26 protein-coding genes are annotated in these 24,474 nt (G+C 55.0%); 1 reads left to right on the top strand and 25 read right to left on the bottom strand.

Annotation, left to right across the window (positions count from 1 at the left end):
- Window positions 1-5: 5 nt before the first annotated feature.
- Window positions 6-653 (bottom strand): class I SAM-dependent methyltransferase, encoded by a 648-nt coding sequence (locus NSQ51_RS11655; protein ID WP_121649968.1) that lies wholly within the window; start codon window positions 651-653, stop codon window positions 6-8.
- 202 nt (window positions 654-855) lie between these two features.
- On the opposite strand from NSQ51_RS11655, the gene NSQ51_RS11660 reads away from it, so the two are divergent.
- The gene (locus tag NSQ51_RS11660) at window positions 856-1,065 is read left to right on the top strand and encodes a YrzA family protein (protein WP_063165193.1); all 210 of its coding nucleotides are present in this window, start codon (window positions 856-858) and stop codon (window positions 1,063-1,065) included.
- Window positions 1,066-1,109: 44 nt separating this feature from the next.
- On the opposite strand, the gene NSQ51_RS11665 is transcribed toward NSQ51_RS11660, so the two are convergent.
- The 24 genes from NSQ51_RS11665 to NSQ51_RS11780 form a co-directional block, all read right to left on the bottom strand.
- The gene (locus NSQ51_RS11665) at window positions 1,110-1,739 is read right to left on the bottom strand and encodes a YrrS family protein (RefSeq protein WP_033011947.1); all 630 of its coding nucleotides are present in this window, start codon (window positions 1,737-1,739) and stop codon (window positions 1,110-1,112) included.
- A 50-nt stretch (window positions 1,740-1,789) separates the two neighbouring features.
- Window positions 1,790-3,562: a penicillin-binding protein 2 gene (locus tag NSQ51_RS11670; protein ID WP_033014750.1), complete on the bottom strand. Its 1,773-nt coding sequence runs from the start codon at window positions 3,560-3,562 to the stop codon at window positions 1,790-1,792.
- A 114-nt stretch (window positions 3,563-3,676) separates the two neighbouring features.
- The gene (greA, locus tag NSQ51_RS11675; RefSeq protein ID WP_011232025.1) at window positions 3,677-4,153 is read right to left on the bottom strand and encodes a transcription elongation factor GreA; all 477 of its coding nucleotides are present in this window, start codon (window positions 4,151-4,153) and stop codon (window positions 3,677-3,679) included.
- 107 nt (window positions 4,154-4,260) lie between these two features.
- Window positions 4,261-4,896 (bottom strand): uridine kinase, encoded by a 636-nt coding sequence (gene udk, locus NSQ51_RS11680; RefSeq protein WP_033014751.1) that lies wholly within the window; start codon window positions 4,894-4,896, stop codon window positions 4,261-4,263.
- Between the two features lies 1 nt (window position 4,897).
- Window positions 4,898-6,166, bottom strand: coding sequence for a U32 family peptidase (locus NSQ51_RS11685; RefSeq protein WP_049624292.1), 1,269 nt, complete (start codon window positions 6,164-6,166; stop codon window positions 4,898-4,900).
- Between the two features lie 17 nt (window positions 6,167-6,183).
- Window positions 6,184-7,113: a peptidase U32 family protein gene (locus NSQ51_RS11690; RefSeq protein ID WP_033011940.1), complete on the bottom strand. Its 930-nt coding sequence runs from the start codon at window positions 7,111-7,113 to the stop codon at window positions 6,184-6,186.
- On the bottom strand, window positions 7,110-7,763 hold the full coding sequence (locus NSQ51_RS11695) for an O-methyltransferase (protein WP_033014754.1): 654 nt from the start codon (window positions 7,761-7,763) through the stop codon (window positions 7,110-7,112). The genes NSQ51_RS11690 and NSQ51_RS11695 overlap by 4 nt, the downstream gene beginning before the upstream one ends.
- A 178-nt stretch (window positions 7,764-7,941) precedes the next feature.
- Window positions 7,942-9,033 (bottom strand): endolytic transglycosylase MltG, encoded by a 1,092-nt coding sequence (mltG, locus tag NSQ51_RS11700; protein WP_033014755.1) that lies wholly within the window; start codon window positions 9,031-9,033, stop codon window positions 7,942-7,944.
- Window positions 9,034-9,427: 394 nt separating this feature from the next.
- Window positions 9,428-10,708: an IS110 family transposase gene (locus tag NSQ51_RS11705; RefSeq protein ID WP_033013870.1), complete on the bottom strand. Its 1,281-nt coding sequence runs from the start codon at window positions 10,706-10,708 to the stop codon at window positions 9,428-9,430.
- Between the two features lie 196 nt (window positions 10,709-10,904).
- Window positions 10,905-11,204, bottom strand: a complete 300-nt coding sequence (locus NSQ51_RS11710) for a DUF1292 domain-containing protein (protein WP_033014756.1) — start codon at window positions 11,202-11,204, stop codon at window positions 10,905-10,907.
- A gap of 15 nt (window positions 11,205-11,219) precedes the next feature.
- Window positions 11,220-11,636: a Holliday junction resolvase RuvX gene (ruvX, locus tag NSQ51_RS11715; protein WP_033014757.1), complete on the bottom strand. Its 417-nt coding sequence runs from the start codon at window positions 11,634-11,636 to the stop codon at window positions 11,220-11,222.
- A 3-nt stretch (window positions 11,637-11,639) separates the two neighbouring features.
- Complete coding sequence (locus NSQ51_RS11720; protein WP_015375467.1) at window positions 11,640-11,906, bottom strand: IreB family regulatory phosphoprotein; 267 nt, start codon at window positions 11,904-11,906, stop codon at window positions 11,640-11,642.
- Window positions 11,907-11,973: 67 nt separating this feature from the next.
- Window positions 11,974-14,610 (bottom strand): alanine--tRNA ligase, encoded by a 2,637-nt coding sequence (alaS, locus tag NSQ51_RS11725; protein WP_049625195.1) that lies wholly within the window; start codon window positions 14,608-14,610, stop codon window positions 11,974-11,976.
- Window positions 14,611-14,927: 317 nt separating this feature from the next.
- Window positions 14,928-15,989, bottom strand: coding sequence for an AI-2E family transporter (locus NSQ51_RS11730; RefSeq protein WP_033014760.1), 1,062 nt, complete (start codon window positions 15,987-15,989; stop codon window positions 14,928-14,930).
- A 118-nt stretch (window positions 15,990-16,107) separates the two neighbouring features.
- Window positions 16,108-16,242, bottom strand: a complete 135-nt coding sequence (locus NSQ51_RS11735) for a YrzQ family protein (protein ID WP_013144658.1) — start codon at window positions 16,240-16,242, stop codon at window positions 16,108-16,110.
- 11 nt (window positions 16,243-16,253) lie between these two features.
- Window positions 16,254-16,445, bottom strand: coding sequence for a hypothetical protein (locus tag NSQ51_RS11740; RefSeq protein WP_008881018.1), 192 nt, complete (start codon window positions 16,443-16,445; stop codon window positions 16,254-16,256).
- Between the two features lie 15 nt (window positions 16,446-16,460).
- Entirely contained in the window at window positions 16,461-16,934 is a 474-nt protein-coding gene (locus NSQ51_RS11745) for a PRC-barrel domain-containing protein (RefSeq protein WP_049625196.1), read from the bottom strand.
- A 25-nt stretch (window positions 16,935-16,959) separates the two neighbouring features.
- Window positions 16,960-19,320: an ATP-dependent RecD-like DNA helicase gene (locus NSQ51_RS11750; RefSeq protein ID WP_049626647.1), complete on the bottom strand. Its 2,361-nt coding sequence runs from the start codon at window positions 19,318-19,320 to the stop codon at window positions 16,960-16,962.
- 19 nt (window positions 19,321-19,339) lie between these two features.
- A complete protein-coding gene (locus NSQ51_RS11755) occupies window positions 19,340-20,002 on the bottom strand; it encodes a tetratricopeptide repeat protein (RefSeq protein ID WP_080986193.1) in 663 nt (220 codons plus the stop codon).
- Window positions 20,003-20,092: 90 nt separating this feature from the next.
- A complete protein-coding gene (gene mnmA, locus NSQ51_RS11760) occupies window positions 20,093-21,208 on the bottom strand; it encodes a tRNA 2-thiouridine(34) synthase MnmA (protein ID WP_033014767.1) in 1,116 nt (371 codons plus the stop codon).
- Between the two features lie 99 nt (window positions 21,209-21,307).
- On the bottom strand, window positions 21,308-22,450 hold the full coding sequence (locus NSQ51_RS11765) for a cysteine desulfurase family protein (RefSeq protein ID WP_033014768.1): 1,143 nt from the start codon (window positions 22,448-22,450) through the stop codon (window positions 21,308-21,310).
- Between the two features lie 27 nt (window positions 22,451-22,477).
- On the bottom strand, window positions 22,478-22,894 hold the full coding sequence (locus NSQ51_RS11770; RefSeq protein ID WP_011232042.1) for an Rrf2 family transcriptional regulator: 417 nt from the start codon (window positions 22,892-22,894) through the stop codon (window positions 22,478-22,480).
- A gap of 19 nt (window positions 22,895-22,913) precedes the next feature.
- A complete protein-coding gene (locus NSQ51_RS11775) occupies window positions 22,914-23,138 on the bottom strand; it encodes a hypothetical protein (protein WP_033014772.1) in 225 nt (74 codons plus the stop codon).
- A gap of 40 nt (window positions 23,139-23,178) precedes the next feature.
- On the bottom strand, window positions 23,179-24,474 hold the full coding sequence (locus tag NSQ51_RS11780) for a replication-associated recombination protein A (RefSeq protein ID WP_121674099.1): 1,296 nt from the start codon (window positions 24,472-24,474) through the stop codon (window positions 23,179-23,181).

Raw genomic sequence — 24,474 nt, forward strand, 5'->3', positions numbered from 1 at the left:
TCTTTCTATGTCGGTTGTTTCACCGCCTCCATCACCCAGACGAACGCGTTTTGCTGTGCAAAGGAGACGGAAAAGCCATGGCTGGCAAACAGCGAAGCCAATACGTCAAGCGTCGTGTAATATTCGCGCTCAAGATCGTCAGCCAAATCGTGGAAGCCGCGCTCCCGTGCGGCTTCGACAGCTTGGCGGAACGCCTTTTTGTCGCGAAACGCCGTATCGGCAAACACTATTTTACCACCAGTTTGGAGCAGTTGGCTATATTTGCCGAGCGCCTCGTCTTTTTCCTCATCCGTCAAATGGTGAAACGCGTACGTACTGGCAATGGTGTCGACTGGCTCAGGAGGAACCGGAAATTGCAAAAAATCGCCGTCCATAATGACCGCCCGGCCGCCGAGCTTTTCCGCCGCTTTTTTTCTCATCGGCGCCGACGGCTCGATGCCGTATACCGTTTTGCCGCGCTCCAGCAGCTTTTTCGTCAAATTGCCGGTGCCGACGCCAAATTCAAGCACAACACGGCCGGCTTTATCAGCGACAGTGTTTAAAATGCAATCATAACCGGCAAACACATCGCGGTATTGCTCATCTCCCCCTTCGACTGATCGATCGTATGACTCCGCCCATTGCTCGAACAAACCAAGAAATTCCCTGCCCATATGGCCTCACTCCATAAAGTTTATAATTCCTATAAACATAGTATTCTTTAGATGATAACCTGCTCCCACTGTACCATAACTTCTTCCGCCGTTCAATGATCGTGCTCGCTGTCATTTGTATTGTTCCCCATCGCCGCTTCTATTGCGCGGGTGGATGGAAGCGGGAAAATTTGCTACACTGTCGATGAAAGGAGGCAAAGACATGGTGAACATTTCCCTTGATTTGATTGAAGACAAAGTGGAGTTTTTTGAAGCTGACGACTTGCGAACGCTTGAAAAAAAAATCAACGAGCAAATCGAGCATAACAAAGCGCTGCTGCTTTCCGTCCATCATGTGTCGCACCAAATGCATGTCATGGAAAACGGGAAGCGGTTTTACAGTGCCGTCGTCCACTTTAAGGCAAAAAAATGACAGGCGTCCCTTCTAAGCGGGCACCTGTTCCCCTTCAAAAATCGCTACGGTTTTTCCCGCAGCTTTTGCACTTTCGTCGGCTTCCATCCTTCATTCGTCACCCATTCAATATACACTCGGTAATGGGCGGTCTGGTCTCTCGTTGAAATCGTCGCCACCGCTTTGTTCGGCCCATTGTTGCCGATGAACCAAACGATCATATCGTCCGGCGCGATGCCGGTCGCATAGCTGACCGCATCGAGCATTTCCTTCCAGTCCACCGAATCTTTTTTAAACACCGTTTCATGCGGCTCTGATTGCGTCGTGCCGACCGGCTGCCATGCCGGGTTGACGATTTCTTTTTCAATATTCGACCCCGGCGGCCCCGGCGTTGCCGTCACGTCTTGTTCGGCTTCCTCTTCAGCCGGTTCGGACTCGTCCCCGGAAGCAGCTTCCTCCGTTTCAGACGGCGCGGTCGGTTCTCCCGTTTCGATTTCGACCCGCTTCGCCCCATCCGCCCCCGCAGCCGGCTTCGCCTCAGCATCCGCCGCTTTATGGCTCGGCTCGCCGCCGAACAATATGTTCCAACCGACAATGAGAATGAGCAACACCACAACGGCGATTGCTCCATTGAGCCAGCGGTTGATTTTCCGCCGCTTGGCGCGGGTGGCAAAACGTGTTCCGGTTTGTTGCATCGGCCTCCCCCTCCTTTATGTGGCCGCAACGAATTCATTATATCGATTCGTCACTCCTGGTCGTTTTTGTTTCGGTCATACGCATAAAGCGCCTCAACCGCCGCGGCAAACACATCATTCGTGGCCGCCTGTCCGCTCGGGCAGTCGAGCTCGACGACGGCGAGGGCGTATTTCGGGCGGTCAGCTGGGAAATAGCCGGCAAACCATTTATTGATTAATTCGCTGCCGCCCTTCGTTTTTCCTGTCTCCGCCGTCCCGGATTTGCCGGCCACTTCGTACGGAAGCGAGCGAAAGCGGCGGCCGGTGCCGTCTTCATTGATGACGACGCCGCGCAGCAGCTGCTGGAGCTGCCTTGCCGTTTGCGGCGCAAGCGGCTCCTTGTCCGTCGCCGGCTCGGGTGAAAACGAAAACAACGTCGTCCCGTTTTTATACAGCACTTTGTCCACGACCCGCACCTTCAAGGCCTCGCCGCCGCGGGCGATCGTCGCCATCATGTTGGCGACGCCAAGCGGGGAGACGCGCACATCTTTTTGCCCAATGGCCGTTTGCGCCACGGCAAGCGGCACCCGCTTATCGCGCTTGTCGTGCCAAATCGTTCCTTTCTGCTCTTCTGGAAATTGACGGAAATGTTCCTCATGGTACACGGCTCCTTCCCAGCCGGCTGTCGGATACAACCCGAGCTTTTCCGCATACGTTTCCAATGCATCCGGGTCATGGCGAACGAGCTGTTTGCCGAGCGCGGCAAACGCGTTGTTGCAGCTGACGGCAAAGCTGTCGGCCAAGTTGAGCATGCCGTAGTCGTGCTCCTCATCCAGCGTCGTGCTGTCAATTTTTTTGCTGCAATCAAACATCGCAGCAGGCGAAGCCAGCCCTTCCTCAAGCGCCGCGGCGGCGACAACCGTTTTAAAGACGGAGCCGGGAATTTGCGGCAGCACCATTTGATTTTCCGCCCCGCTGTTTTTATACGGGTCGCGTGGATTCATATTGGGGCGGCTTACCATGGCGAGCACGCTGCTGTCGTCCACATCGAGCAGGACGAGCCCGCCTTTTTTCAACCCGTACCGGTCCACGATTTGCTCCATTTCTTGCTGGATATCACGATCGAGCGTCGTTTGGACAGTCGCCGGGTAAAACGGATTGCCCGGGTCGCTGTATTTCACATCAAGCCCAAACAGCGGCCTTCCTTCAGCGTCAACGTGGTACAACAGCTTCGTTTCGCCATCTGTGAGCAAAAACTCGTCGAACGCCTTCTCAAGCCCTTGAATGCCAACTTCAGCCTGCGGCGGGAGCGAACGCTTCGGATAGCGCATGCGCAGAAGCTTCTCATCCTTCCGGGTAAAGCCAAGCAAATGCGGCGCATACACCGTCTCAAGCGGATATTGTTTCTTGACGGCAAAAACCCCGGGGATGCGCAAGTCGTTAATTTGCTTCATTTGGCTGGCGCTTAAGGCGAGCGGCTCGCCGTCTTGCTGCAGGATGAACGGGCCGTTTGCCTCCTCAAGCTGGCGGCGGATGTCTTCCACCGTAACGCCGGCGATGCGGGCGACTTGCTCAATCGGCCATTTCATCGTCGCCAAAAACGGAAACAGCACAAGCGACGGCACGTACCGCTTTGTCAGCGGGCGGCCATTCCGATCGACGAACGAGCCGCGCCCGTCGTCAATTGTCAGCTCCTGCGTACGCTGGGCGACGCTTTCCGCGATTAAATTGCGGCCGGCAAACGATTCCGAATCAATGAGCTGGATTTGCGCTAACCGGCCGATCAGCAGCAGCAAGGCAGCCTGGATGAGCGCGATGGTGACGATTGTCCGTTTTTTCCACATAATGAAAACACCTCATCATCAGTTTCGACGAGGTGCTTTCCTTTCAAACGTGCCGTCGGCGGCGATTTGCTGCAACCTTCATTCGGAGCGGCCCGGACGCGGCGGTCCGCCTGTTTATTTGACCGCCACGATTTTGACCAGCATTTCTCCGCCCGGCGTTTGCACCGTCACCTCATCGCCGACGCGGCGGCCGAGAAGCGATTTGGCAATCGGCGAGTCGTTGGAAATTTTCCCTTCGAACGGGTCGGCCTCGGCGCTGCCGACGATCGTGTACGTCTCTTCTTCGCCGTCCGGAAGCTCGATGAACGTCACCGACTTGCCAAGCGAGACGACATCCGGGTTTTCTTTGTCTTCTTCAATGATGACGGCGTTGCGGATCATATTTTCAAGCATTTGAATGCGCGATTCCACAAACGCTTGCTCGTCTTTCGCGGCGTCATATTCCGAGTTTTCCGACAGATCCCCGAACCCGCGGGCGATTTTGATTCGTTCAACGACTTCTTTCCGCTTGACCGTTTTTAAGTACTCAAGCTCTTGTTCCAGTTTCTCTTTTCCCTCTTTCGTCATTGGATACTGCTTTTCATTCGCCATTTGTCTCACTCCTCTATGTTTTGCATTATGTAAAACGTACGAACAGAAAAACAACTGTTCGTACGCTTACTTGGTATATAATATATTGTTTTGTCTCTGTTATGTTATTATAAAAACGCTTTTTGTTCAAGAACTGTGCGAATTTTTGCCACCATTAAATCGATGGCGACTGCGTTTTGCCCGCCTTCTGGAATGATCACGTCCGCGTAGCGTTTCGTCGGTTCGACAAACTGGTTGTGCATCGGCCGCACGACGGACAAATACTGCTCAATGACCGAATCAAACGTGCGGCCGCGCTCTTTCATATCGCGGATGAGGCGGCGGATGATGCGAATGTCCGGGTCGGTGTCGACGTACACTTTGATGTCCATCAAATTGCGGAGCCGCTCATCCTCCAAAACGAGAATGCCTTCCAAAATAATGACATCCTTCGGCTCGACGCGGACGACTTCGTTCGAACGGGTATGCAGCTTATAGTCATACACCGGCTTGTCGATCGGCTCGTAGCGAAGCAGCCGATGAACGTGCTCGATCAACAAGTCGTTGTCAAACGCCAACGGATGGTCGTAGTTCGTCTTCAGCCGCTCTTCAAACGGGAGATGGCTTTGGTCCTTGTAATAAAAATCTTGCTCGAGCACAAGAATCGAGTGATCGCCGAAATGGTCATAAATTGCGCGGGCGACGCTCGTCTTTCCCGAGCCGGAACCGCCGGCGACGCCGATAACAACGGGCTTGTCCGCCATCTCAATTCTCCTTTCTCATCATGTTGTACGGGAAGAGAGGGCGTTTGACTCGCACTTTGACGATTTGCAGCGGGTGGCGGGCCGCATCGAGCTTGTTGCCATCTTCATCCCAAATAGTATCGATCACTTGGGTAAAGTTTTCGATTTCCGGGCCGAAAAATTCGACCTCATCACCCGGTTTAAAATGGTTGCGCTGCTGGATGGTGGCGATGCCGGTCTCCGGATCGTAGCCAAGCACAAGGCCGGCAAACTCATGTGTCGTCTTCCGGCTGTGCGTGCCGTACATATGGTTCGTATAATCCGGAAACCCGTCAAAAAACGACGGCGCTGTTTCGCGGTTGGCGCACTTGTCAAGCTCCCGCACCCACTCTTCGCGGATCGTGAAATGATCCGGGTCGGCACAGTAGGCGTCAATCACTTTCCGGTAGACGCTCACAACCGTCGCCACATAATGGATCGACTTCATCCGCCCTTCAATTTTCAAGCTGTCAACGCCAAGCTCAATCATCGCCGGAATGGCGCGGATGAGGTTTAAATCTTTCGCGCTCATGGCAAACGGAGCATCGCCCTCAGCAAACAGCGGGATTTCCCGGCCGTCAGCCAGCTGGTACAAGTCATAGTCCCAGCGGCACGACTGGCAGCACCCGCCGCGGTTCGAGTCGCGCGCCGTCATATGGTTGCTCAACACGCAGCGGCCCGAGTAGGCGGAACACATCGCTCCGTGGATGAACGCCTCGATTTCGATATCGACTTTTTCTTTGATTTGCCGAATTTCCTCGGCGCTTACCTCGCGGGCGAGCACGACCCGATCGAGCCCTTCCTCTTTCCAAAACTGGACCGCTTTCCAGTTCGAAAGCGATTGCTGGGTGCTTAAATGCACTTCAAGCTTCGGCGCCACCCGGCGCGCCGTCTCAATAATGAGCGGGTCGGCGACGATAATGCCATGGACGCCGGCATCTTCGAGCGCCCGCAAATAGTCGTCAAGGCCGGGAATGTTTTCATTATGCGCATAAATGTTGGCCGTGACGTATACTTTTGCTCCGTATCGGTTGGCAAATTCAACTCCTTCGCGAATTTCGTCAATCGTGAAGTTGTCGGCGTTGGCGCGCAGGCTGTACTCTTGGCCGCCGATAAAGACGGCATCCGCCCCGTAATGGACGGCAATTTTCAGCTTTTCCAGGTTGCCGGCCGGCGCAAGCAATTCCGGTTTTTTCACAATGACGCGCTTGCCGTCAACGATTTCGGAAATGCGGTCGTTTTTCAGCAGCATTCGTTCTCCCTCCTTTGTCAATAAATCGTCTCTTTGAAGAAAAATCCGGTGTCCAATCGGCGGTGCGGCGGTTGGAGCGCCTCAACAGCGGCAAGCAGCTCCTCTTTTTCCCGCTCATACTGCTCGCGGTCTTTGGCGCACATATCAATGGCGCGGCGGTACAGCTTTGTCACTTCCGTAATGTAGCGAGGCTCATGCAAAATGCCATCGATTTTGAAACTGTCAATGCCGGCTTCGATCATGTCGCCAAGCTCGTCGATGATGCAAACATCGTTTGGGCTCATAATATGCGTGCCGTTTTCATCTTCAAAAATCGGATATTTGTTGTCGCGCTCCTTGTCGTATAAAAACATCCCTTTTTCATATTTTTTTCGTTCAATTTCCATCACTTTTCCTTGATACTCGAAGTAGTTGCCGATGAGCGAACGCTTCGATTGGTACATGCACGTCGCCCCATGCACTTGCACTTCGATTTCCACTTCGGCATGGGCTTTGATTTCCAAAATGGCGTCCATGTTCAACTCGCGGGCCAAGACAGCGCGCTTCGCTCCTTTTCGCCCCCAATAGTTGCACGTATACCAGTTCGTCGCCGTCGTTTCCGTGCTCCAGTGGAGCTTCATATGAGGGGCGGCCTCGCGAACCGTCAACAGCACGGCCGGGTCGCCAAACACGATGGCGTCAGCGCCGGCGGCGGCGACAAAAGCGATATAATCGCCCAGTTCATCGACTTTGTCATTATGAAAAATGGCGTTCATCGCCACATACACGTTCATGCCGTGCCGGTGAGCCGCTTCGATGGCCGCAGCAACGTCGGCGCGGGAAAATTCGCCGGCAAGCCGCAAGCCATAGCGCTGTTCGCCGATCATTACAGCGTCCGCTCCCGCTTCAGCCAATTCCTCAATATGGGAAACGCTCGTCGGCGTGACGAGCAATTCCGGTTTTTTCATTCTCGTTCACCTCGTTTTTTCGATATAGCCAGCCCGTCGCCAACGGGAATGATGACCGTGTCGTAATCGCTCCGGGCCATCAGCCATTCATTGTAGCGTCGGATTTTTTGCGCGATGTTCCACAGCCGCTTATTGCCCGCAGGCTCTTCAGCCGCGACAAGCCCTTTAAACAGCACGTTGTCGCTAATGACAAGGCCGCCCTCGGCCAGAAGCGGCTCATACAGCGTAAAAAAGCGCTCATATTGCCCTTTGGCCGCGTCGATAAACAGCACATCAAACGGCGCCGCCGCTGCCGCATCCGCCACAGCGTCAAGCGCATCTCCCAAAATCACCTCAATCCGTCCGGCTATGTTCATTTTCTCGATATAAAAACGGGCGCGCTCGTACCGCTCCCGGTCTTTTTCAATCGTCACAATGCGCACATCCGGCAGCGCCTTCGCCATCCGGATCGCCGAATAGCCGATCGCGGTGCCGATTTCCAAAATACGGCGCGGCGCAGCCAAGTTCAACACAAACAGCAGCACCTCCATGCTCACCGGATCGATGATCGGCACGCGCTGTTCGCGGGCGTACCGCTCCATTTCCGCGATTTCTGCATCCGGCGCCGGGCGCAACTGCCGCAAATAACGGACGATATGTTCTGAAAGCAAGAGGACTCCTCCTCCGTCGATCATGTCATCAGCATGAAAAATAAGAGCCGCCAACCGACTCTTATCGTTGGCCGCCGCCCGATTCAGGCGGGGGCGCTGTTCAACTTTATTATAGTATCATAAACGGGCAAAAAAGCGAAGCCGTTTTGCCCATTGAGCAAGCAACTTCCAGTTTGCGCTATTGTTTCCCAATGTATTTCGCTTTTTCGCGGTTATGCTCGGCGAGCGTTTTCGTGAAAATGACGTCGCCCGCCGGAGTGGCCAGAAAGTATAAATAGTCGGTCGCAGCCGGCTGAAGCGCCGCTTCGATCGACATCTCGCCGGCGTTGGCGATCGGACCGGGCGGCAGCCCTTGATGAATGTAGGTATTATACGGCGAATCAACTTGCAAGTCTTTATACAGCACCCGATCTTTATGTTTGCCGAGCGCGTACAGGACGGTCGGATCGGTTTGCAGCGGCATGCCGATGCGCAGCCGGTTGTAAAAGACGCTGGCGATTTTTTCGCGGTCGGCTTTCTCGGTCGCCTCTTCTTCGATTAACGACGACATGGTCAACAATCGATGCGGCGACAATTGTTTTTCTTTCATCGTCTCTTTGTATTGACCGAGCACCTCCGCCGTTTTCGCGACCATCGCCTCAATGATCTCCGGAAGCGGCGGCTTTTGGTCGGCAAACACGTAAGTGGCCGGAAACAGGTAGCCTTCAAGCGGATAACGAATGCCGCGCTGAAAAATGTCCGCTGTCAACAACTCAGGGTACGTGCGGCGAAGCTGTTCAATATACGCGCGATCGTTCAACAGCTTCATCACGTCTTCCTGCTTGTACCCGGTTTTGGCGGCGATGATGGCAGCGATTTGCACAAGCTGCGATCCTTCTGGAATGGTGAGCTTCAATCCGATTTTTAGCGACCGGCCGGTTTGCAATAGCTCGATGATGCGCGCCATCGGCATCGCCCGCGTCAGCTCATACTCCCCCGTTTGAAAGCCTGACTCGTTTTTCCAGCGAACATAGAAGCGAAAGACGGCCGCGCTTTTAATGAGCCGCTTTCGTTCAAGCTGTTCGGCAATATCCGCCGCCGATGAGCCGACCGGAATCGACACATGGACAGGAGTGCGGTCGTTCGGAGCAACCGGCTGGAACGCCGAACGGATGTAGAAAAAACTGCCGGCGCCGGCGATGACGATTGCAGCCACCAGGGCGGCGCAGACGATCAAGACGGTTTTCCGTCCAAGCCGCGCCTTGGGCGCCTTGAAACCATTCTGGTTCATTTCCAGCCTCCCTCTAGAAATGTTGATTTATCAAGGCTTTTCGGCCCCTCAGGGGTGTCCAAAAAATATTTTTCGACAAAATCCCTTACATCCTTTTTCAGTTTTGTGGATATCTTACAGACCTAGGGTGCGCTTCGCGGCCACGGATGGGTATATTTTCCTTCCGTGGGGAGAAGCGTATTCGATGCACCCTTTGGATCTCCGCGTCGCTGATGAGGACGAACCCTCCCATGTCTCCGGGCGTCTTCGCGCCAACATTCCCTCGTTCGGTCTCGTCATCAGGCGGAGGCCGGCCAAGCTCCTTTAGGGACTCAAGGTCGAATGGATGAAATCACGCCAGCTTCTCCGGTGTCATCTCGTTGTCCAACGATTCTTCCGTTCGCAGGGGGAGGCCTTAGGCCGCCCGTTGCACCTGGGACAAGACGTCCTGTTTCATTCGCTCCGCGTCAAACGCTTGTTTCTTCGTACAAATCGCAAACAGCACATTCAACAGCTTCCGGCACAAGGCGACGATGGACTGCTTTCCGGTCAGCGGATTGACGGATCGGGTCGTATAATACTCATGCAGCTCGCGAAACGCCTCGTTATGCCGAATCAGCGGAATCATCGCCCGAAACAGCACCGAGCGCAACCGTTTCCGTCCCCGTTTGGAGATGTGCTTTTGCCCTTTGCGCTGGCCGGAGGAGTTCTCCTTGAGCGTCAGGCCCGCCAACTTCACCAATTGGCGCGGGTCCCGATAATGGGCGAAGCTGCCGATCTCCGCCAGCAGATCGATGATCGTGGCGTCTCCCAACCCGTCGACCGTTTTCAACCATTGGTACTCCATCGTCGTTTGAACCAATGCCTTCAACTCGGCGTCCAGTGCAGCGATCTCCGCCTCCAATTGGCGGTATCGGCGGACGAGCGCGGCGATCTCAAACCGGGCCATCGCTGTCCCTTCCGTCACCCCAATCGAGTCCTTCGCGGTGTTGATCAACGCCTGAATTTTGGCCTTCTGCGGGCATTTCATCCCTTTGCTTTGCCGGTACACCTCGATGAGCTCCTCGGCGGTCCGACCGGCCATATCAGCCGGAAGCGGCGTCCACTCCAACACCGAAAGCGCCGTTTTCCCCAAGTCACGAAACACGGTCCAAAACTCTGGAAAATACCGATCCGTCCAGCGGACGATCGCGTTTTTCACCGCCGTCTGTTCCTTGCGGAGCTTCTCTTTGAGCGTGCTTCCCACGCGCAAATCGGCTTCGATCTCGTGCAGCAGCCGGGGAACGAGGAATCGTCCGTCTTTTGCCAGTCTGGCAATGACCAGGGCGTCTTTGGCGTCGTGTTTCGTCGGCAGGTTGTCATCAAGTTCTTTCGACCGGCACACATGCGCCGGGTTGACCATGACCAACGGGATCCCGTGCTCCTCGAGGAAGTAGGCCAGGTTCAACCAGTAGTGCCCGGTCGGCTCCACCGCGACGATCACCTCTGACTTCCCAAACGCTTGCATCGCCTCCTGAATCGCTTTATACAGCTGCTGAAACCCCTCTTTCGACTGGAAGATCGGGAACGACTTGCGAAGCACGCGCCCCCGGTCATCCACGAAGCAGGCGTAGTGGGTTCGTTTCGCGATATCGATGCCCACGACAAGCGTTTGTTCCGTAACTTGATCAATTTTATAGTTTTGTGTACAATTCATCTGAAGTCCTCCTTGGCATGATGGTAGGTATTGTTTGACACCCCTGCATCATACCAAGAGGGCTTTTTTTGATCAAGTCCCCGGAAAAGCTCCTAACGGGAATGCTCCTTTCATCGGCCATATTATACTACAACTTTCGGCATTTTTCGCCTTTGGACGCTAAAAAACGGCCGCCCGCAGGCAGCCGTTTTGTCCGTTACGCCTCGTCTTCTCCTTCTTGCTCGGCGCAAAACGTATTCCACACTTCTTCAATCATATCCCATTCTTCTTCCGTTTCGATCGGGAGCAGCTCGCCCTCTTCGTTTTCATTGCCTGGGACAAAGGCTGAGACGTGCACCTCTGTCTCGCCGTCCTCATCTTCGGCTTCGGCGCCGACCGGATAGTAAAACACGTACGATTTGCCAAAATCGTCCGATTCAAACGTAAACAAAATTTCGCACAGCTGCTCGTTGCCTTGTTCGTCGACAACGGTAATATGACGGTCTCCGTGTTCCATGTTTTCTCCTCCAATTTATCGTTTACTGTCCAAATATGACTGCAAAATGACGGCCGCCGCCATTTTGTCGATCACTTTCCGCCGCTTTTTCCGGCTGACGTCGGCAGCGATCAACATCCGTTCGGCGGCCATCGTCGACAGCCGTTCATCCCAAAGCACAACGGGCAAAGAAAACTCCTCGCGCAGTTTGGCGGCGAACCGCTCACTTGCCTCAGCGCGCGGTCCGAGCGTGCCGTTCATGTTTTTCGGCCATCCGACGACGATCGCATCGACGCCGTACTCATCGATAAGGGCGCGCAGCCGCTCTAAACCATAATCGCCGCGCTCCGTATCAATGGCGATCGTCTCGAGTCCTTGCGCCGTCCAGCCAAGCTCATCGCTCACCGCGACGCCGAGCGTTTTCGTTCCGAGATCAAGCCCCAATATCCGCATCGGTCAATCCTTTCGTTGCCCCTGTAAATAGAATTTCACCAATTCCTCGATTAATTCGTCGCGTTCAATTTTGCGGATGAGCGCGCGCGCATCTTTATGGCGCGGGATGTAAGCCGGGTCGCCGGACAGCAGGTAGCCGACAATTTGGTTGATCGGGTTGTAGCCTTTTTCTTGCAAGGCGTCATACACCGTCAACAACACTTCGCGGACATTCGTTTCCGCCGGCTCTTCGGAAAAATGAAACTGCATCGTTTGGTCAAACGAGCTCACCGTTTCCACCTCGCTCCTTATTCAGGCACCCCGTCCTTTTACATCCATTGTACACGATCCGCGCCAATTAGGAAACGGATTTCACCCATGTTTCGACATAACCGAGCGCTTCGCCGACCTTGCTTGGGTCCTTGCCGCCAGCTTGCGCCAAATCCGGGCGCCCGCCGCCGCCCCCACCGCAACGCGACGCTACTTCTTTCACCAGCTTGCCGGCATGGAATCCTTTTTTCACCAAATCGTCCGTTACTGCGGCAATCAGTTGCACTTTTCCGCCCTGGGCGGACGCCAACACGATGACCGCCGTGCCGAGCTTTTGTTTCAAATCATCAGCCATGGCCCGCAGTTGATTCATGTCATTGGCCTGCACTTTTGCCGCCAACACCGGCACGCCGTTTACATCTTTCACTTGACGGGTGAGGTGCTCAGCTTCCATATGGGCGAGGCGGGCAGCAAGCGATTCATTTTCGCGTTCGAGCTCTTTCAGCTCGGCAAACAGTCCGTCAAGACGCGCATTCAATTCTTTCGGGCTTGTTTTCAGTTTTTGCGCCGCCTCTTGCAAAATAGCCAGCTGTTCACTCATAAAGCGGTATGCCGCTTCTCCGGTCACCGCTTCAATCCGACGCGTGCCGGCGCCGATGCCGGACTCGGAGACGATTTTAAACAACCCGATGGCTGATGTGTTGGGCACATGGCAGCCTCCGCACAGCTCGAGGCTGTAGTCGCCGACTTTGACGACGCGGACGATGTCGCCGTATTTTTCGCCAAACAGCGCCATCGCGCCCATCGCTTTCGCTTCCTCGAGCGGTTTATAAAAAATGTCAACCGGGAGGCTTTTCCAAATTTGTTCGTTGACGATGGCTTCGATGCGCTCGAGCTCCTCTGGCTTCACTTGCCCAAAATGGGTGAAGTCAAAACGAAGCCGGTCCGGGGTGACAAGCGACCCCGCTTGGTTGACATGGCGGCCGAGCACGTCTTTTAGCGCTTGATGGAGCAAATGGGTTGCCGTATGGTTTTTGATAATGCGGGCCCGTTTCGCTTCATCAACGCGCGCCGTATACACCGCACCTTTTTTCACCGTACCACTCTCGACGATGATCGCATGAAGATGTTGGCCGTTCGGCGCTTTTTGCACATCTTTGACGACCGCTGTTCCTGTTTCGCTTTCAAACACGCCTTGGTCAGCGATTTGTCCGCCGCTTTCGGCGTAAAATGGCGTCACATCGACGATGATTTGCGCCTCTTCACCGGCGCGGACTTCCTCGACAAGCTGTCCGTCTTTGACGATGGCGAGAACGGTGGAAGAAGCGACGAGCTCATCGTAACCGACGAAGCGGCTTTCGTCTTTAATGTCGCCAAGGACGCCGCCTTGCACCTGCATCGAATCCACGTCTTGGCGGGCGGCGCGTGCCCGTTCGCGCTGCCATTCCATTTCTCGTTCAAACCCGTCATGGTCGACTTTCATTCCCGCTTCTGCCGCGTATTCCTCCGTCAGCTCGATCGGGAAGCCGTACGTATCGTACAGACGGAACACGTCCTCGCCGGGGATGACGTCGCTTCCTTCGGATTTGGCCTTCTCGATCACGTTGCTTAAAATGGCGAGCCCTTCGTGAAGCGTCTCATGGAACCGCTCCTCCTCACTGCGGATGACGCGGGCGATAAAATCGGCTTTTTCTTTCACTTCCGGATAATAGTCATGCATAATTTCGCCGACAACCGGGACGAGCTCGTACATAAACGGACGCTCAATGCCGATGTGTTTCGCGTAGCGCACGGCGCGGCGGAGCAGGCGGCGCAGCACATAGCCGCGGCCCTCGTTGGACGGCAGCGCCCCATCGCCGATCGCAAACGTCACCGCGCGAATATGGTCGGCGATCACTTTAAACGCGACGTCTTTCTCCGGATCTTCGCCATACCGTTCGCCGGAAATTTGCTCGGTGGCGCGGATGATCGGCATAAACAAGTCGGTTTCAAAGTTTGTCGGCACATCTTGCAAAATCGAGCACATCCGCTCCAAGCCCATGCCGGTGTCGATGTTTTTCTTCGGCAGCGGCGTGTACGTGCCGTCCGGGTTATGGTTGAACTGCGAAAAGACAAGGTTCCATACTTCCAAGTAGCGCTCGTTTTCCCCGCCTGGGTACAGCTCCGGGTCGTTCGGGTCGTTGCCGAACGCTTCACCGCGGTCATAAAAAATTTCCGTATTCGGGCCGCTCGGGCCTTCGCCGATGTCCCAGAAGTTGCCTTCAAGGCGAATGATCCGCTCTTTTGGCAAGCCGATTTCGTTGCGCCAAATGTTGTACGCTTCCTCGTCTTCCGGATGGATCGTGACGGACAACCGTTCCGGATCAAAACCGAGCCATTTGTCGCTCGTTAAAAACTCCCATGCCCAATGGATCGCTTCACGCTTGAAATAATCGCCGATCGAAAAGTTGCCGAGCATTTCAAAAAACGTATGGTGGCGCGCCGTTTTCCCGACATTTTCGATATCGTTCGTGCGAATCGATTTTTGCGCATTGCAAATGCGCGGATTTTCGGGAATGATGCGGCCGTCAAAATACTTTTTCAACGTCGCGACGCCGCTGTTGATCCACAGCAGCGACGGGTCGTCAACCGGAATGAGCGATGCGCTCGGCTCCACCATATGGCCTTTTTCCTGGAAAAACTCTAAAAACATGCGCCGCACTTCGGCAGATGTCAGTTTCTTCATGATGATCCTCCCCTTTGTTTTTTCTATAAAAAAACTCCCATCCCTTGGCAGGGACGAGAGTTGCGCTCGCGGTACCACCCTGTTTATGGGCAGAAAATGCCCATCACCTCTTCGGCCGTAACGCAGCCTTGCGTCAGGTTTTGCCTGCGCTCCGGATTAGCCTTCTGTTGCCCTTCATCTGGAATTTCTTTCAGCCGCGGAAATTCCTCTCTGTGCGCCGGTTGCGCGTTAAGATGGACTGCAACATACTCGATCCGTCATCGCGTTATGTATTCGCTTTGTTCATTGAAAGATTATAGACAAGCAGCAAGCGTTTGTCAATGCGGGGCGTAATGTTCTTTCCAGTGCGATACGGCCACTTTCAGCACCGCTGCAGTCGGGACGGCGAGGATGAGGCCGAGCACGCCGGCCAGCTCGCCGCCGGCAAACAGCGCGAACATAATGACAAGCGGATGCATATGCACGCTTTTGCCGACAATGAACGGTGATAAAACGTTCCCTTCAAGAAACTGCAAGGCAAAAATGATGATCAGCACGATGATCACCATTTTGAGCGAGATGGTCGCCGCCAAAATCACAGCCGGAATCGCGCCGAGCAACGGGCCGAAGTACGGAATGATGTTCGTCAGCCCGATGATAAATCCAAGCAAAAGCGGATAGTCCATGCCGGCGAGCCAAAGGCCGAGCGACGCCGCAAGACCGATCGCTGCACAGACGAACAGCTGGCCGCGAATGTAGCCGCCGAGCGATTCATCGACATCCTTCAAAAACGTCATCCCCGGCCCACGCCACCGCTTCGGTGTCATGTACCAAATCGCTTTTTTCAACACATCGATGTCTTTTAACATATAGAAGACGATAAACGGAATGATCAACAGCGTCGCCGCCGAACCGATGAACGATTTGGCGGCGTTGATCGCCATCGCGACGGCGGCCGCCGCTGCCTGCTCGATCTCGCCAAACATCGCCTCGATGCGTGTGTGCACCTCAAGCGGCCAATTCGACGTCTCGTCGTGGATGTGGCGCACCCATTGGCGGTATGTATTCATCAAAGACGGCAGCTGTTCATCCAGTTCACGCAACTGGGCGATGAATAGCGGCACGCCGCGGTACAAGCCGTAACCGACCAAACCGAAAAACAACAAATAAATCAACAAAATGGCAAGGGCGCGCGGCATTCCCTTGCGATGGATGGATTCCACAAGCGGGTAGAGCAAATACGTAATAAACGACGCCAGCAAAAACGGCGTCAACACCGTTGCGATAAAATCAATGACCGGCCGCCAAACGTCTTTCATCCGAACGATCAAATAGATGATTGCCGTCATGAGCAGCCATTTTCCGATGCGAAAGAACGACAGCCATTGTTGCTCGCCCATCGCCACACCTCCTACCGTTTAGTGTAGGAGATGCGGCGGGAAATATGCCTTCACCGCTTTTAGCACTATTTGACAGCCACAAGGCGACGCCCCCGCGCAAAGGCGAGGGCGAGCGCCGTCAGCGGATCGCTTGCATCAAGCGGCGGCGCATCCTCCGCATCGTGCGACCGTTCATCCAATCGTTTCGTTGGGCGAGCTGATAAGCGGCGACGCCTAATCCGACTGCTAACAGCGACGTCATCATCCGGTTCATGCGTGTCCCCCCTAAAATTGGATCGTGCGTTCGTGGTCGTCAAACAAGTCGTCAAGAGAACTCAACGTTCCGTCTTCTTCCACTTGATGGGCGTGGATCATCCCTTTCGAGACGGACAGCTCAATGAAGCAATCCCAGCAATAATACTGGTTGACACCAATTTTCCCCAGATTTTTTCGCTTGCAATTGGGGCAAATGAGCATCGACAGCCACTCTCCTTACATCATAGTTTCCACGGTGATCACGCCTTCCCTGGCGGTGAACGGAACTGCCTTCATCCGTTTCTTTCCTTCGGTCAAATCGGAAAAAAATCCCTCGCTGATCTCGTATCCGTCAATTTTGCCCAATTGCCCGTCAAAATATACGTCATCCAACAGTCCGATCGTTGTTCCGTCCGCGGCGACAACCATGCTGCCGGCGAGGCCGCGTTCGCCGTAAAGAGAGTGGCCGCTGTCAGAAGAAGGAAACAACTGGAAGCTATCGGCATCACAGATGATGACTCGGTCGTTTTCGAACGACTGCACGGCGGAAAGCGGCAAGTAGCGGCGGCGGCCAAACAAACCGTCCCGTTCCGCTACCAACCCTTTGACCGTGCCGTGGCTGGTAAACCAAATGTCCGCGATCGTCCCGACCGCTTTCCCTGTCGTTTGCTCATAAATGGGAAGCCCTTTGACGTCGGAAAACGTCCGCATCGTTCTCCCACCTTTCCAGCCACCTTTAGCTTGGCTCATCGCCCATAAAGTCATACGGCGTAACGTTTTCCATCCCCATGTTCGCCTCTTCAAACGGCAGTTCGACCTCGACAAACGGCGCCGCCGCCCCCGCCAGCTTCTCAGCGAGCGCCGTCTGGCGCGCTCCGTCGCTTTGTTTTGCGACGCCGAATCGAAACGCTTCCTCTTCCCCGCATAAAACGAGAAACTGCTTGCTTCTTGTCACCGCAGTATACAACAAATTCCGTTTCAACATCCGGTAATAGCTTTTGACGACGGGCAAAATGACGATTGGAAACTCGCTTCCTTGCGCCTTATGAACCGAACAGCAGTACGCATGGGTGATTTGTCCTAAATCTTGCCGTGTGTACGTCACTTCAATGCCATCAAACGAGACGACGAGCAAGTCTTGCTTTTCGATATTTTCTTTGGCGTAAAAAATGGCAACGATTTCGCCGATGTCGCCGTTAAACACATTGTCTTCCGGTTGATTGACGAGCTGCAGCACCTTATCGCCGACGCGGTAGACGATCTCACCGACCGACAGCTCCCGCTTCCCCTCAGCCGGCGGGTTGAACAGCTCTTGAAGCGCTTTGTTCAATTGGTCAATGCCCGCTGGACCACGGTACATCGGGGCGAGCACTTGAATATCTTTGACGGAAAACCCTTTTTTGCGCGCGTTGTCCGCGATTTGCCGCACGACATCGACGACCTGGCCCGCACGGCAGCGGATGAATGAACGGTCTGCCTTCGGAGCGGTCAAATCGTCCGGCACGACGCCGCGCTTCATCTCATGAGCGAGCTCGATGATCGATGATCCTTCCGCCTGGCGATACACCTCGGTCAACCGAGCGAACGGAATGACGCCTGAAGAGAGCAAGTCTTTCAGCACTTGCCCTGGCCCGACGGATGGCAATTGATCCTCATCGCCGACAAAAATGACTTGCATGCCGTTTGGCACGGCTTTTAACAGCTGGTTGGCGAGCCACGTGTCGACCATCGACATCTCATCGATGACAAGCAGCTTGCCGGAAATCGGTTCGTTCTCGTCGCGGCTGAACCCTTCCGCCCCATTCCAGCCAAGCAAGCGGTGGATCGTCGCCGCCGGCAGCCCGGTCGCCTCGCTCATCCGCTTCGCCGCTCGGCCGGTCGGTGCGGCCAGCAGCACCGGAAACGGCTCGCCTTGTTTGTAGTCAGCCGGGTCAAGAGACAGGCCGTTTAGGGCGGCAAACAGCTCGACGATGCCTTTGATGACCGTCGTTTTCCCCGTTCCCGGACCGCCGGTCAAAATAAACAGCGGCGAAGAAAGCGCTTGTTGGATCGCTTCCCTTTGCTGGGGGGCATATTGCATGCCAAGCTGTTCCTCAAGCGCCCCAAGCGCCAGCAAAAACTCCGACTCGGCAAACGCCGACGGCGGCGTCTGCCCGAGCAGCCGCTTAATGTTGGAGACGATCCCTTTCTCGGCGAAGTAAAGGGAAGGGAGATAATAACGCCCTTGCTCGGCGATCAGCTTCCCTTCTTCGCTTAACATCAGAAGCGTTTGGCTGATCGCTCGTCCATCCACCGCACCGCTCAGCCTTCCGTCAAGCAGCTCCCCGATGCGCTCCATCAGCTCTTTTTCGCGCAAATAAACGTGCCCTTCCTGCAAGCACGCCTGTTCAAGAACAAACAACGAGGCGGCGCGCAGCCGGGCCGGATGGCTACCGGAAATGCCGAGCTGGCGCCCGATTTCATCAGCGCGGCCAAAGCCGATCCCTTCGATATCCTCAACGAGCTGGTACGGGTTCTCGTGGATGATGTCAACCGCTTCTTCGCCATACGCTTGGTAAATTTTCATGGCCAGCTGCGGGCCAAAACCGAGCTGGGCGAGGGCGATCATCGTTTGCTCAAGCCCTTCGTGGGCGCGAAGCGCATCGTACAGCTGCTTCGCCTTTTTTTTCGTCAGCTTCGGCACACGCTCTAGCGCCCTGGGGTCGCGCAAAATCGCGGCGATCGCGTTTTCGCCGAGCGTCTCGACAATCGCCGCAGCCGTTTTTTTGCCGATTCCTTTAAACAAACCGCTCGATAAATAATGAATGACTCCTTCTTTCGTGTTCGGAAGCTGTTTGCGGAACTGACTAGCCGCATATTGGCGGCCAAAACGCGGATGTTGGCGGAATTGTCCGTAAAAGATGTAGACGTCCCCTTCGTTTAAACGCGGAAAATAGCCGGTGACGACGACTTCCTCCTCAACGGGCGCTTCGTTCGTTTCCTCAACGCGCACGCGGACGACCGTGTACAATGTTTCCTCATTATGAAAAATGACCGCCAAGCACACTCCTTTAATGAACGTGCGTCCGTCAAGGGCGAGGATTTGTTGCTCTTGCAACAGCCATCCCCCTGCCTTTTTACGGCGCAAGCCGCTTTTCCATCAGTTTCTTTCCGTATCCGGCAAGCACGTGATCGGGCTTGGCTTCCAAGGCAGCGGCAAACATATTGCGGGCGGCATCGAGCTCATCTTTGTACGCATAAATGACGCCTAAATTGTAGTACGCATCAGCGTGGCGCGGATCGAGTTCCAACGTTTTTTCGAAATAACGCTTCGCCTCATCGACGTAATCGAGTGTGGCGAGGCAAAGGCCAAGCTGAAACAGCGCTTCGGCATCCGTCTCGTTCAGATCAGTCGCGCGCTGCAAATACGGCAGCGCCAGCCGCGGCATCTCGAGCCGCCATAAGGACATGCCGAGCATAAAATGCGTATCGGCATCGTCAAGACCAAGCCCTAGCGCGCGCTCAAACATATCTTTCGCTTTCGCGAACTGCTCACGCTTATAATGCACTGTACCCATGCCGTAATACGCGGCCGCCGCCTTCTTGTCAATTTTCAACGCCTGCCGGAAACAGTCAAGCGCCTTCTCTTCTTCACCGGCAGCAACGAGAACCGTGCCAATGTTAATGTACCCGGCTGGATCGTCCGGATGCTGTTCGACCGCAGCGGAAAAACAGCGGATGGCTTCCTCATACTTCCCCTCGCGCATATACCTCAAGCCTTGTTCGTTGAAATTGGCCACCGCCCATCCCCTCCCTGATTCAACGTGATTTTCAAGCAATGGCCTCCAGCCTAATAGCCTGGTTGAAGATCGTGCGCACCGGCACATCCGTCAACCAACATACCAAAGCTTTTCGCCGTTGCGGAACACTTCATCGATGATGCCGCCGCCAAGACACTCCTCGCCGTTGTAGAACACAACCGCCTGCCCCGGCGTCACCGCCCGCGCCGGCTCATCGAACACGACTTCGGCTTTGCCGTCTGGAAGCGGTCGAACTTCGACGCCGACATCCGGCTGGCGATAGCGGAATTTCGCCGTACAGCGGAACGGCGCTTCCGGTTTGCGGTCAGACACCCAGTTGACATCGATCGCTTTTAATGATGTGGAGTACAAATAATCGTTTTCAAACCCTTGGGCGACATACAACACGTTTTCGCGCACATCCTTGCCGACGACAAACCACGGCTCGCCGCCGCCGCCGATGCCAAGGCCGTGGCGCTGGCCGATCGTGTAATACATGACGCCGTCATGCCGCCCTTTCACTTCGCCATCGAGCGTTTTCATCACTCCCGGCTGAGCCGGCAAATAATGGCTCAAAAATTCTTTGAAATCGCGTTCGCCGATAAAGCAAATGCCCGTGCTGTCTTTTTTTCCAGCGGTGGCGAGTCCAGCCTCTTTGGCGATCCGGCGCACGTCCGCTTTCTGCAAATGGCCGATCGGAAACATCACTTTCGACAGCTGAGCTTGGCCGAGCTGGTTTAAAAAGTACGTTTGGTCTTTGTTCGGGTCGGCTCCACGCAGCATTTTATATTCGCCATCGCGAAACTCGACGCGGGCGTAATGGCCAGTTGCGATGTAATCGGCGCCGATCGACATGGCGTGCTCTAAAAACGCCTTGAACTTAATTTCCTTATTGCACATCACGTCCGGGTTCGGCGTGCGCCCGGCTTTGTATTCATTCAAAAAGTACGTAAACACTTTGTCCCAATACTGTTTTTCAAAATTGACCGCATAATACGGGATGCCGATTTGATTGCAAACGCGCACGACGTCTTCGTAGTCCTCAGTCGCCGTGCAAACGCCGTTTTCATCGGTGTCATCCCAGTTTTTCATAAAAATGCCGATCACATCATATCCTTGTTCTTTCAATAGCAGCGCAGCGACCGACGAGTCGACCCCGCCGGACATGCCGACGACGACGCGCGTTTCGTGCGGCGCTTTGTTCATGCTGTTTCCCTCCCTCTAGAAATGTTGATTTATCAAGGCTTTTCGGCCCCTCAGGGGTGTCCAAAAAATATTTTTCGACAAAATCCCTTACATCCTCCTTTAGCGGTTTGTGAGCCGCTTTATGATCTTCACTGTTTCCTCGGCCGCCCGCTCAATTTGTTCCATCGTATTGCCGAGCCCGAAGCTGAAGCGCACAGACGAACGGATGCGCTCCGACTCTTTTCCGCACATCGCGACAAGCACGTGCGACGGGTCGATTGATCCGGCGGTGCATGCTGACCCGCTCGAGGCGGCAATGCCGGCTAAATCCAAGTTCACGAGCAGCGATTCGACATTCGTTCCCGGGAAGGCGACATTCAAAATATGCGGCAGGCCATCCGGGCGGCCGTTGACCGCATAATCGATCCCTGAGGAGCGGAAAATCGCAAGCATCGCCTCGCGCCACGCCGCATATTGCCGACGTTTCTCTTCCCTTGTTCGCTCAGCGATTTCCGCCGCCTGCGCCAAGCCGATGATGCCGGGGACGTTTTCCGTGCCGGCGCGCCGCTTCCGCTCCTGTTCGCCGCCGAAAAAGAGCGGAGTGATGCGGACCGTTTCCCGGACATACAAAGCTCCGCTTCCTTTCGGGCCGTTGATTTTATGAGCAGAAATCGACAGCAAATCGATCCCGTATTCATTCACATCGATCGGAAGAAGCCCGTACGCCTGGACGGCGTCCGTATGGAAATAAGCCGGATGATCGCGAAGCAGCGCCCCGATTTCTCGAATCGGCTGGATCGTGCCGACTTCGTTGTTGGCAAACATGACCGACACCAAAACGGTCTCATCGCACAGCGCGGCCTTGACATCCTCGACCGATACGGTCCCTTGTTCGTCAACGGGCAAATACGTGACCTTAAACCCTTGCGTCTCTAAATATTCACAAGCGCGCAGCACCGCATGATGCTCGATGGCGGTTGTAATGATATGATTGCCGCGGCCACGGTTCGCTATGGCCGTTCCGATGACCGCAAAGTTATCCGCTTCCGTGCCGCCGCTTGTAAACACAATCTCCGTCTCTTTCGCCCCAATCGAGCGGGCGACAACAGCCCTCGCTTCATCGACCGCGCGGCGGCTCTGCCGTCCAAAATGATGGATGCTTGACGGGTTGCCGAACTGTTCCGTCATCCACTGAACCATACCGGCAGCTACGTCTGGATGGACAGGGGAAGTTGCCGCATGGTCCAAATAAATCCGTTCCAACGGTCATTCTCCTTTCCTTTCTGTTGCTTAAATATAAAACATATATGCCCCTTCATCCCCGTCGCTATACTTCGCCAAATCTTCGAGCGTTGTGCTGTCGAGCACTTCCTCGACCGCATCGCGGATGCGAATCCATAGCTCGCGCTTCGCCGGCTCTTCCTCCTCGAGCTCCTCGACCGGGGTCAGCGGCCCCTCCAACACGCGCAAAATGTCGCCGGCGGTGATTTTCGCCGGATGCTCAGCGAGCACATAGCCGCCATACGCTCCACGAATGCTTTTGACGAGCCCGGCGTTGCGCAACGGCGTGACGAGCTGCTCTAAATAATGTTCAGATAAATTGTTCGCCTTGGCGATCGAACGAAGCGAGATCGGACGATCGCCATATTTTTTGGCCAATTCAATCATAATCGTCAAGCCATATCGGCCTTTCGTCGAAATCTTCATTCATATCCCTCCTAACCGCTTAACCCTTGCAGCCGAGTGCCGGCGGCCGGTCCAAGCAGGCGGCTTGCGACCTTTTGGCATTGCGGCAGCGCCAAGCCGGCATCGAACCGATCGTCACACAAAAAAGGAACGTGCCAAACGACACCGGGCCGCCGAGCAACCAGCCGGCCAACAGCACGAACGCTTCGATCCCGATGCGAATGTACGCCACGTTCCATCCGGTCAGCTCGGTCAAAGCGAGCATGAAACGCCTATGTTATTATATCATAAAAATCCCTTTCCCTTCACGGCTGAACCTTGACCTCTTGTTTCAACTGCTCAAGCCGCCGGTACACCTTGGCGTAATGTTTTTCCTCGCCATGCTCTTTCGGTTCATAATAGCGGACGCCTTCCAGAACGGAGGGCAAATACGCTTGCGCCACCCAGCCGTTCGGATAATCGTGCGGATACAAGTAGCCTTGTCCACGCCCGAGTGCAGCCGCCCCTTTGTAATGAGCGTCTTTTAAATGATCCGGAATATCGCCAAGCTTGCCGGAACGGACATCGGCAATGGCAGCGTCCAGCGCCTTGTAAGCACTGTTGGATTTCGGGCTTAAACAGAGTTCAATCGTCACAACCGCGAGCGGAATGCGCGCTTCCGGCAGTCCGAGGCGTTCCGCCGCTTCGACCGCTGCCTGTACTTTCACTCCCATCATCGGATTGGCAAGTCCGATGTCCTCATAAGCCATCACAAGCAATCTCCGGCAAACGGACGCCAAGTCTCCGCCTTCAAGCAGACGGGCCAAATAATGAAGCGCGGCATCGGCATCGCTGCCGCGCACGCTTTTTTGAAACGCGGACAACAACGAATAATAATGATCGCCATATTTGTCATGGGTAAAACCGCGGTTTGCGGTGCATGAAGCCACGATATCCTCATCAATATACAAGCGGCCGTGGCGCTCATCGGCAGCCGCAACCGCCGCCTCCAGAAGCGAAAGCGCGACGCGCGCATCCCCACCGGCTGCCTCGGCGATGCGCCATAACAACGACTCGTCAATGACAACCGGCGGCTCGCCGACCCCTCGTTCCGGATCAGCGAGCGCCCGCTTCAGAATGATCATGAGGTCATCCGGCTTGAGCGGTTTCAGTTGTTGGATTTGCCCGCAGCGGCTGCGAATGGCGGGATTGACCTCGTGAAACGGGTTTTCCGTTGTGGCGCCAATCAAGGTCACGAGCCCGGATTCGAGATGCGGCAACAAAACGTCTTGCTGCGCTTTATTCAGCCGATGGATTTCGTCGATAAACAACACGACGTTCCCTGACCAGCGCGCCGCTTCGACTGCCTCTTCGATTTCCTTTTTGCCGGCGGCCGTCGCATTGATAGCGACCCATTCGCGCCTGGCGGTGCGGGCAATGGCGTAAGCGAGCGACGTCTTCCCTGTCCCCGGCTCTCCGTAAAGCAAAAGCGATGGAACATGACCTTTTTTGACCATTTTATAAAGCGGCGTACTAGGGCCAATGATGTGCTGTTGCCCAACGATCTCATCGATCGTCCGCGGCCGCATCCGCCAAGCAAGCGGCTCCGTCGTTTTGGGCAT

It is taken from the genome of Geobacillus sp. FSL K6-0789 (assembly GCF_038593135.1).
Classification (GTDB): domain Bacteria; phylum Bacillota; class Bacilli; order Bacillales; family Anoxybacillaceae; genus Geobacillus; species Geobacillus stearothermophilus.

Coding starts and splice junctions, on each gene's coding strand:
- NSQ51_RS11740 (WP_008881018.1), bottom strand. CDS start 16,445: ATGCTCATTTGCCCCAATTGCAAGCGAAAAAATCTGGGGAAAATTGGT.
- NSQ51_RS11670 (WP_033014750.1), bottom strand. CDS start 3,562: ATGTGGAAAAAACGGACAATCGTCACCATCGCGCTCATCCAGGCTGCC.
- NSQ51_RS11655 (WP_121649968.1), bottom strand. CDS start 653: ATGGGCAGGGAATTTCTTGGTTTGTTCGAGCAATGGGCGGAGTCATAC.
- NSQ51_RS11660 (WP_063165193.1), top strand. CDS start 856: ATGGTGAACATTTCCCTTGATTTGATTGAAGACAAAGTGGAGTTTTTT.
- NSQ51_RS11690 (WP_033011940.1), bottom strand. CDS start 7,113: ATGAAAAAACCGGAATTGCTCGTCACGCCGACGAGCGTTTCCCATATT.
- udk (WP_033014751.1), bottom strand. CDS start 4,896: ATGGCGGACAAGCCCGTTGTTATCGGCGTCGCCGGCGGTTCCGGCTCG.
- NSQ51_RS11685 (WP_049624292.1), bottom strand. CDS start 6,166: ATGCTGCTGAAAAACGACCGCATTTCCGAAATCGTTGACGGCAAGCGC.
- ruvX (WP_033014757.1), bottom strand. CDS start 11,636: ATGCGGATATTGGGGCTTGATCTCGGAACGAAAACGCTCGGCGTCGCG.
- NSQ51_RS11745 (WP_049625196.1), bottom strand. CDS start 16,934: ATGCGGACGTTTTCCGACGTCAAAGGGCTTCCCATTTATGAGCAAACG.
- NSQ51_RS11735 (WP_013144658.1), bottom strand. CDS start 16,242: ATGAACCGGATGATGACGTCGCTGTTAGCAGTCGGATTAGGCGTCGCC.
- NSQ51_RS11710 (WP_033014756.1), bottom strand. CDS start 11,204: ATGGAACACGGAGACCGTCATATTACCGTTGTCGACGAACAAGGCAAC.
- greA (WP_011232025.1), bottom strand. CDS start 4,153: ATGGCGAATGAAAAGCAGTATCCAATGACGAAAGAGGGAAAAGAGAAA.
- NSQ51_RS11775 (WP_033014772.1), bottom strand. CDS start 23,138: ATGCTCGCTTTGACCGAGCTGACCGGATGGAACGTGGCGTACATTCGC.
- NSQ51_RS11770 (WP_011232042.1), bottom strand. CDS start 22,894: ATGAAGATTTCGACGAAAGGCCGATATGGCTTGACGATTATGATTGAA.
- alaS (WP_049625195.1), bottom strand. CDS start 14,610: ATGAAGAAACTGACATCTGCCGAAGTGCGGCGCATGTTTTTAGAGTTT.
- mltG (WP_033014755.1), bottom strand. CDS start 9,033: ATGAACCAGAATGGTTTCAAGGCGCCCAAGGCGCGGCTTGGACGGAAA.
- NSQ51_RS11705 (WP_033013870.1), bottom strand. CDS start 10,708: ATGAATTGTACACAAAACTATAAAATTGATCAAGTTACGGAACAAACG.
- NSQ51_RS11730 (WP_033014760.1), bottom strand. CDS start 15,989: ATGGGCGAGCAACAATGGCTGTCGTTCTTTCGCATCGGAAAATGGCTG.
- NSQ51_RS11665 (WP_033011947.1), bottom strand. CDS start 1,739: ATGCAACAAACCGGAACACGTTTTGCCACCCGCGCCAAGCGGCGGAAA.
- NSQ51_RS11780 (WP_121674099.1), bottom strand. CDS start 24,474: ATGCCCAAAACGACGGAGCCGCTTGCTTGGCGGATGCGGCCGCGGACG.
- mnmA (WP_033014767.1), bottom strand. CDS start 21,208: ATGAACAAAGCGCCGCACGAAACGCGCGTCGTCGTCGGCATGTCCGGC.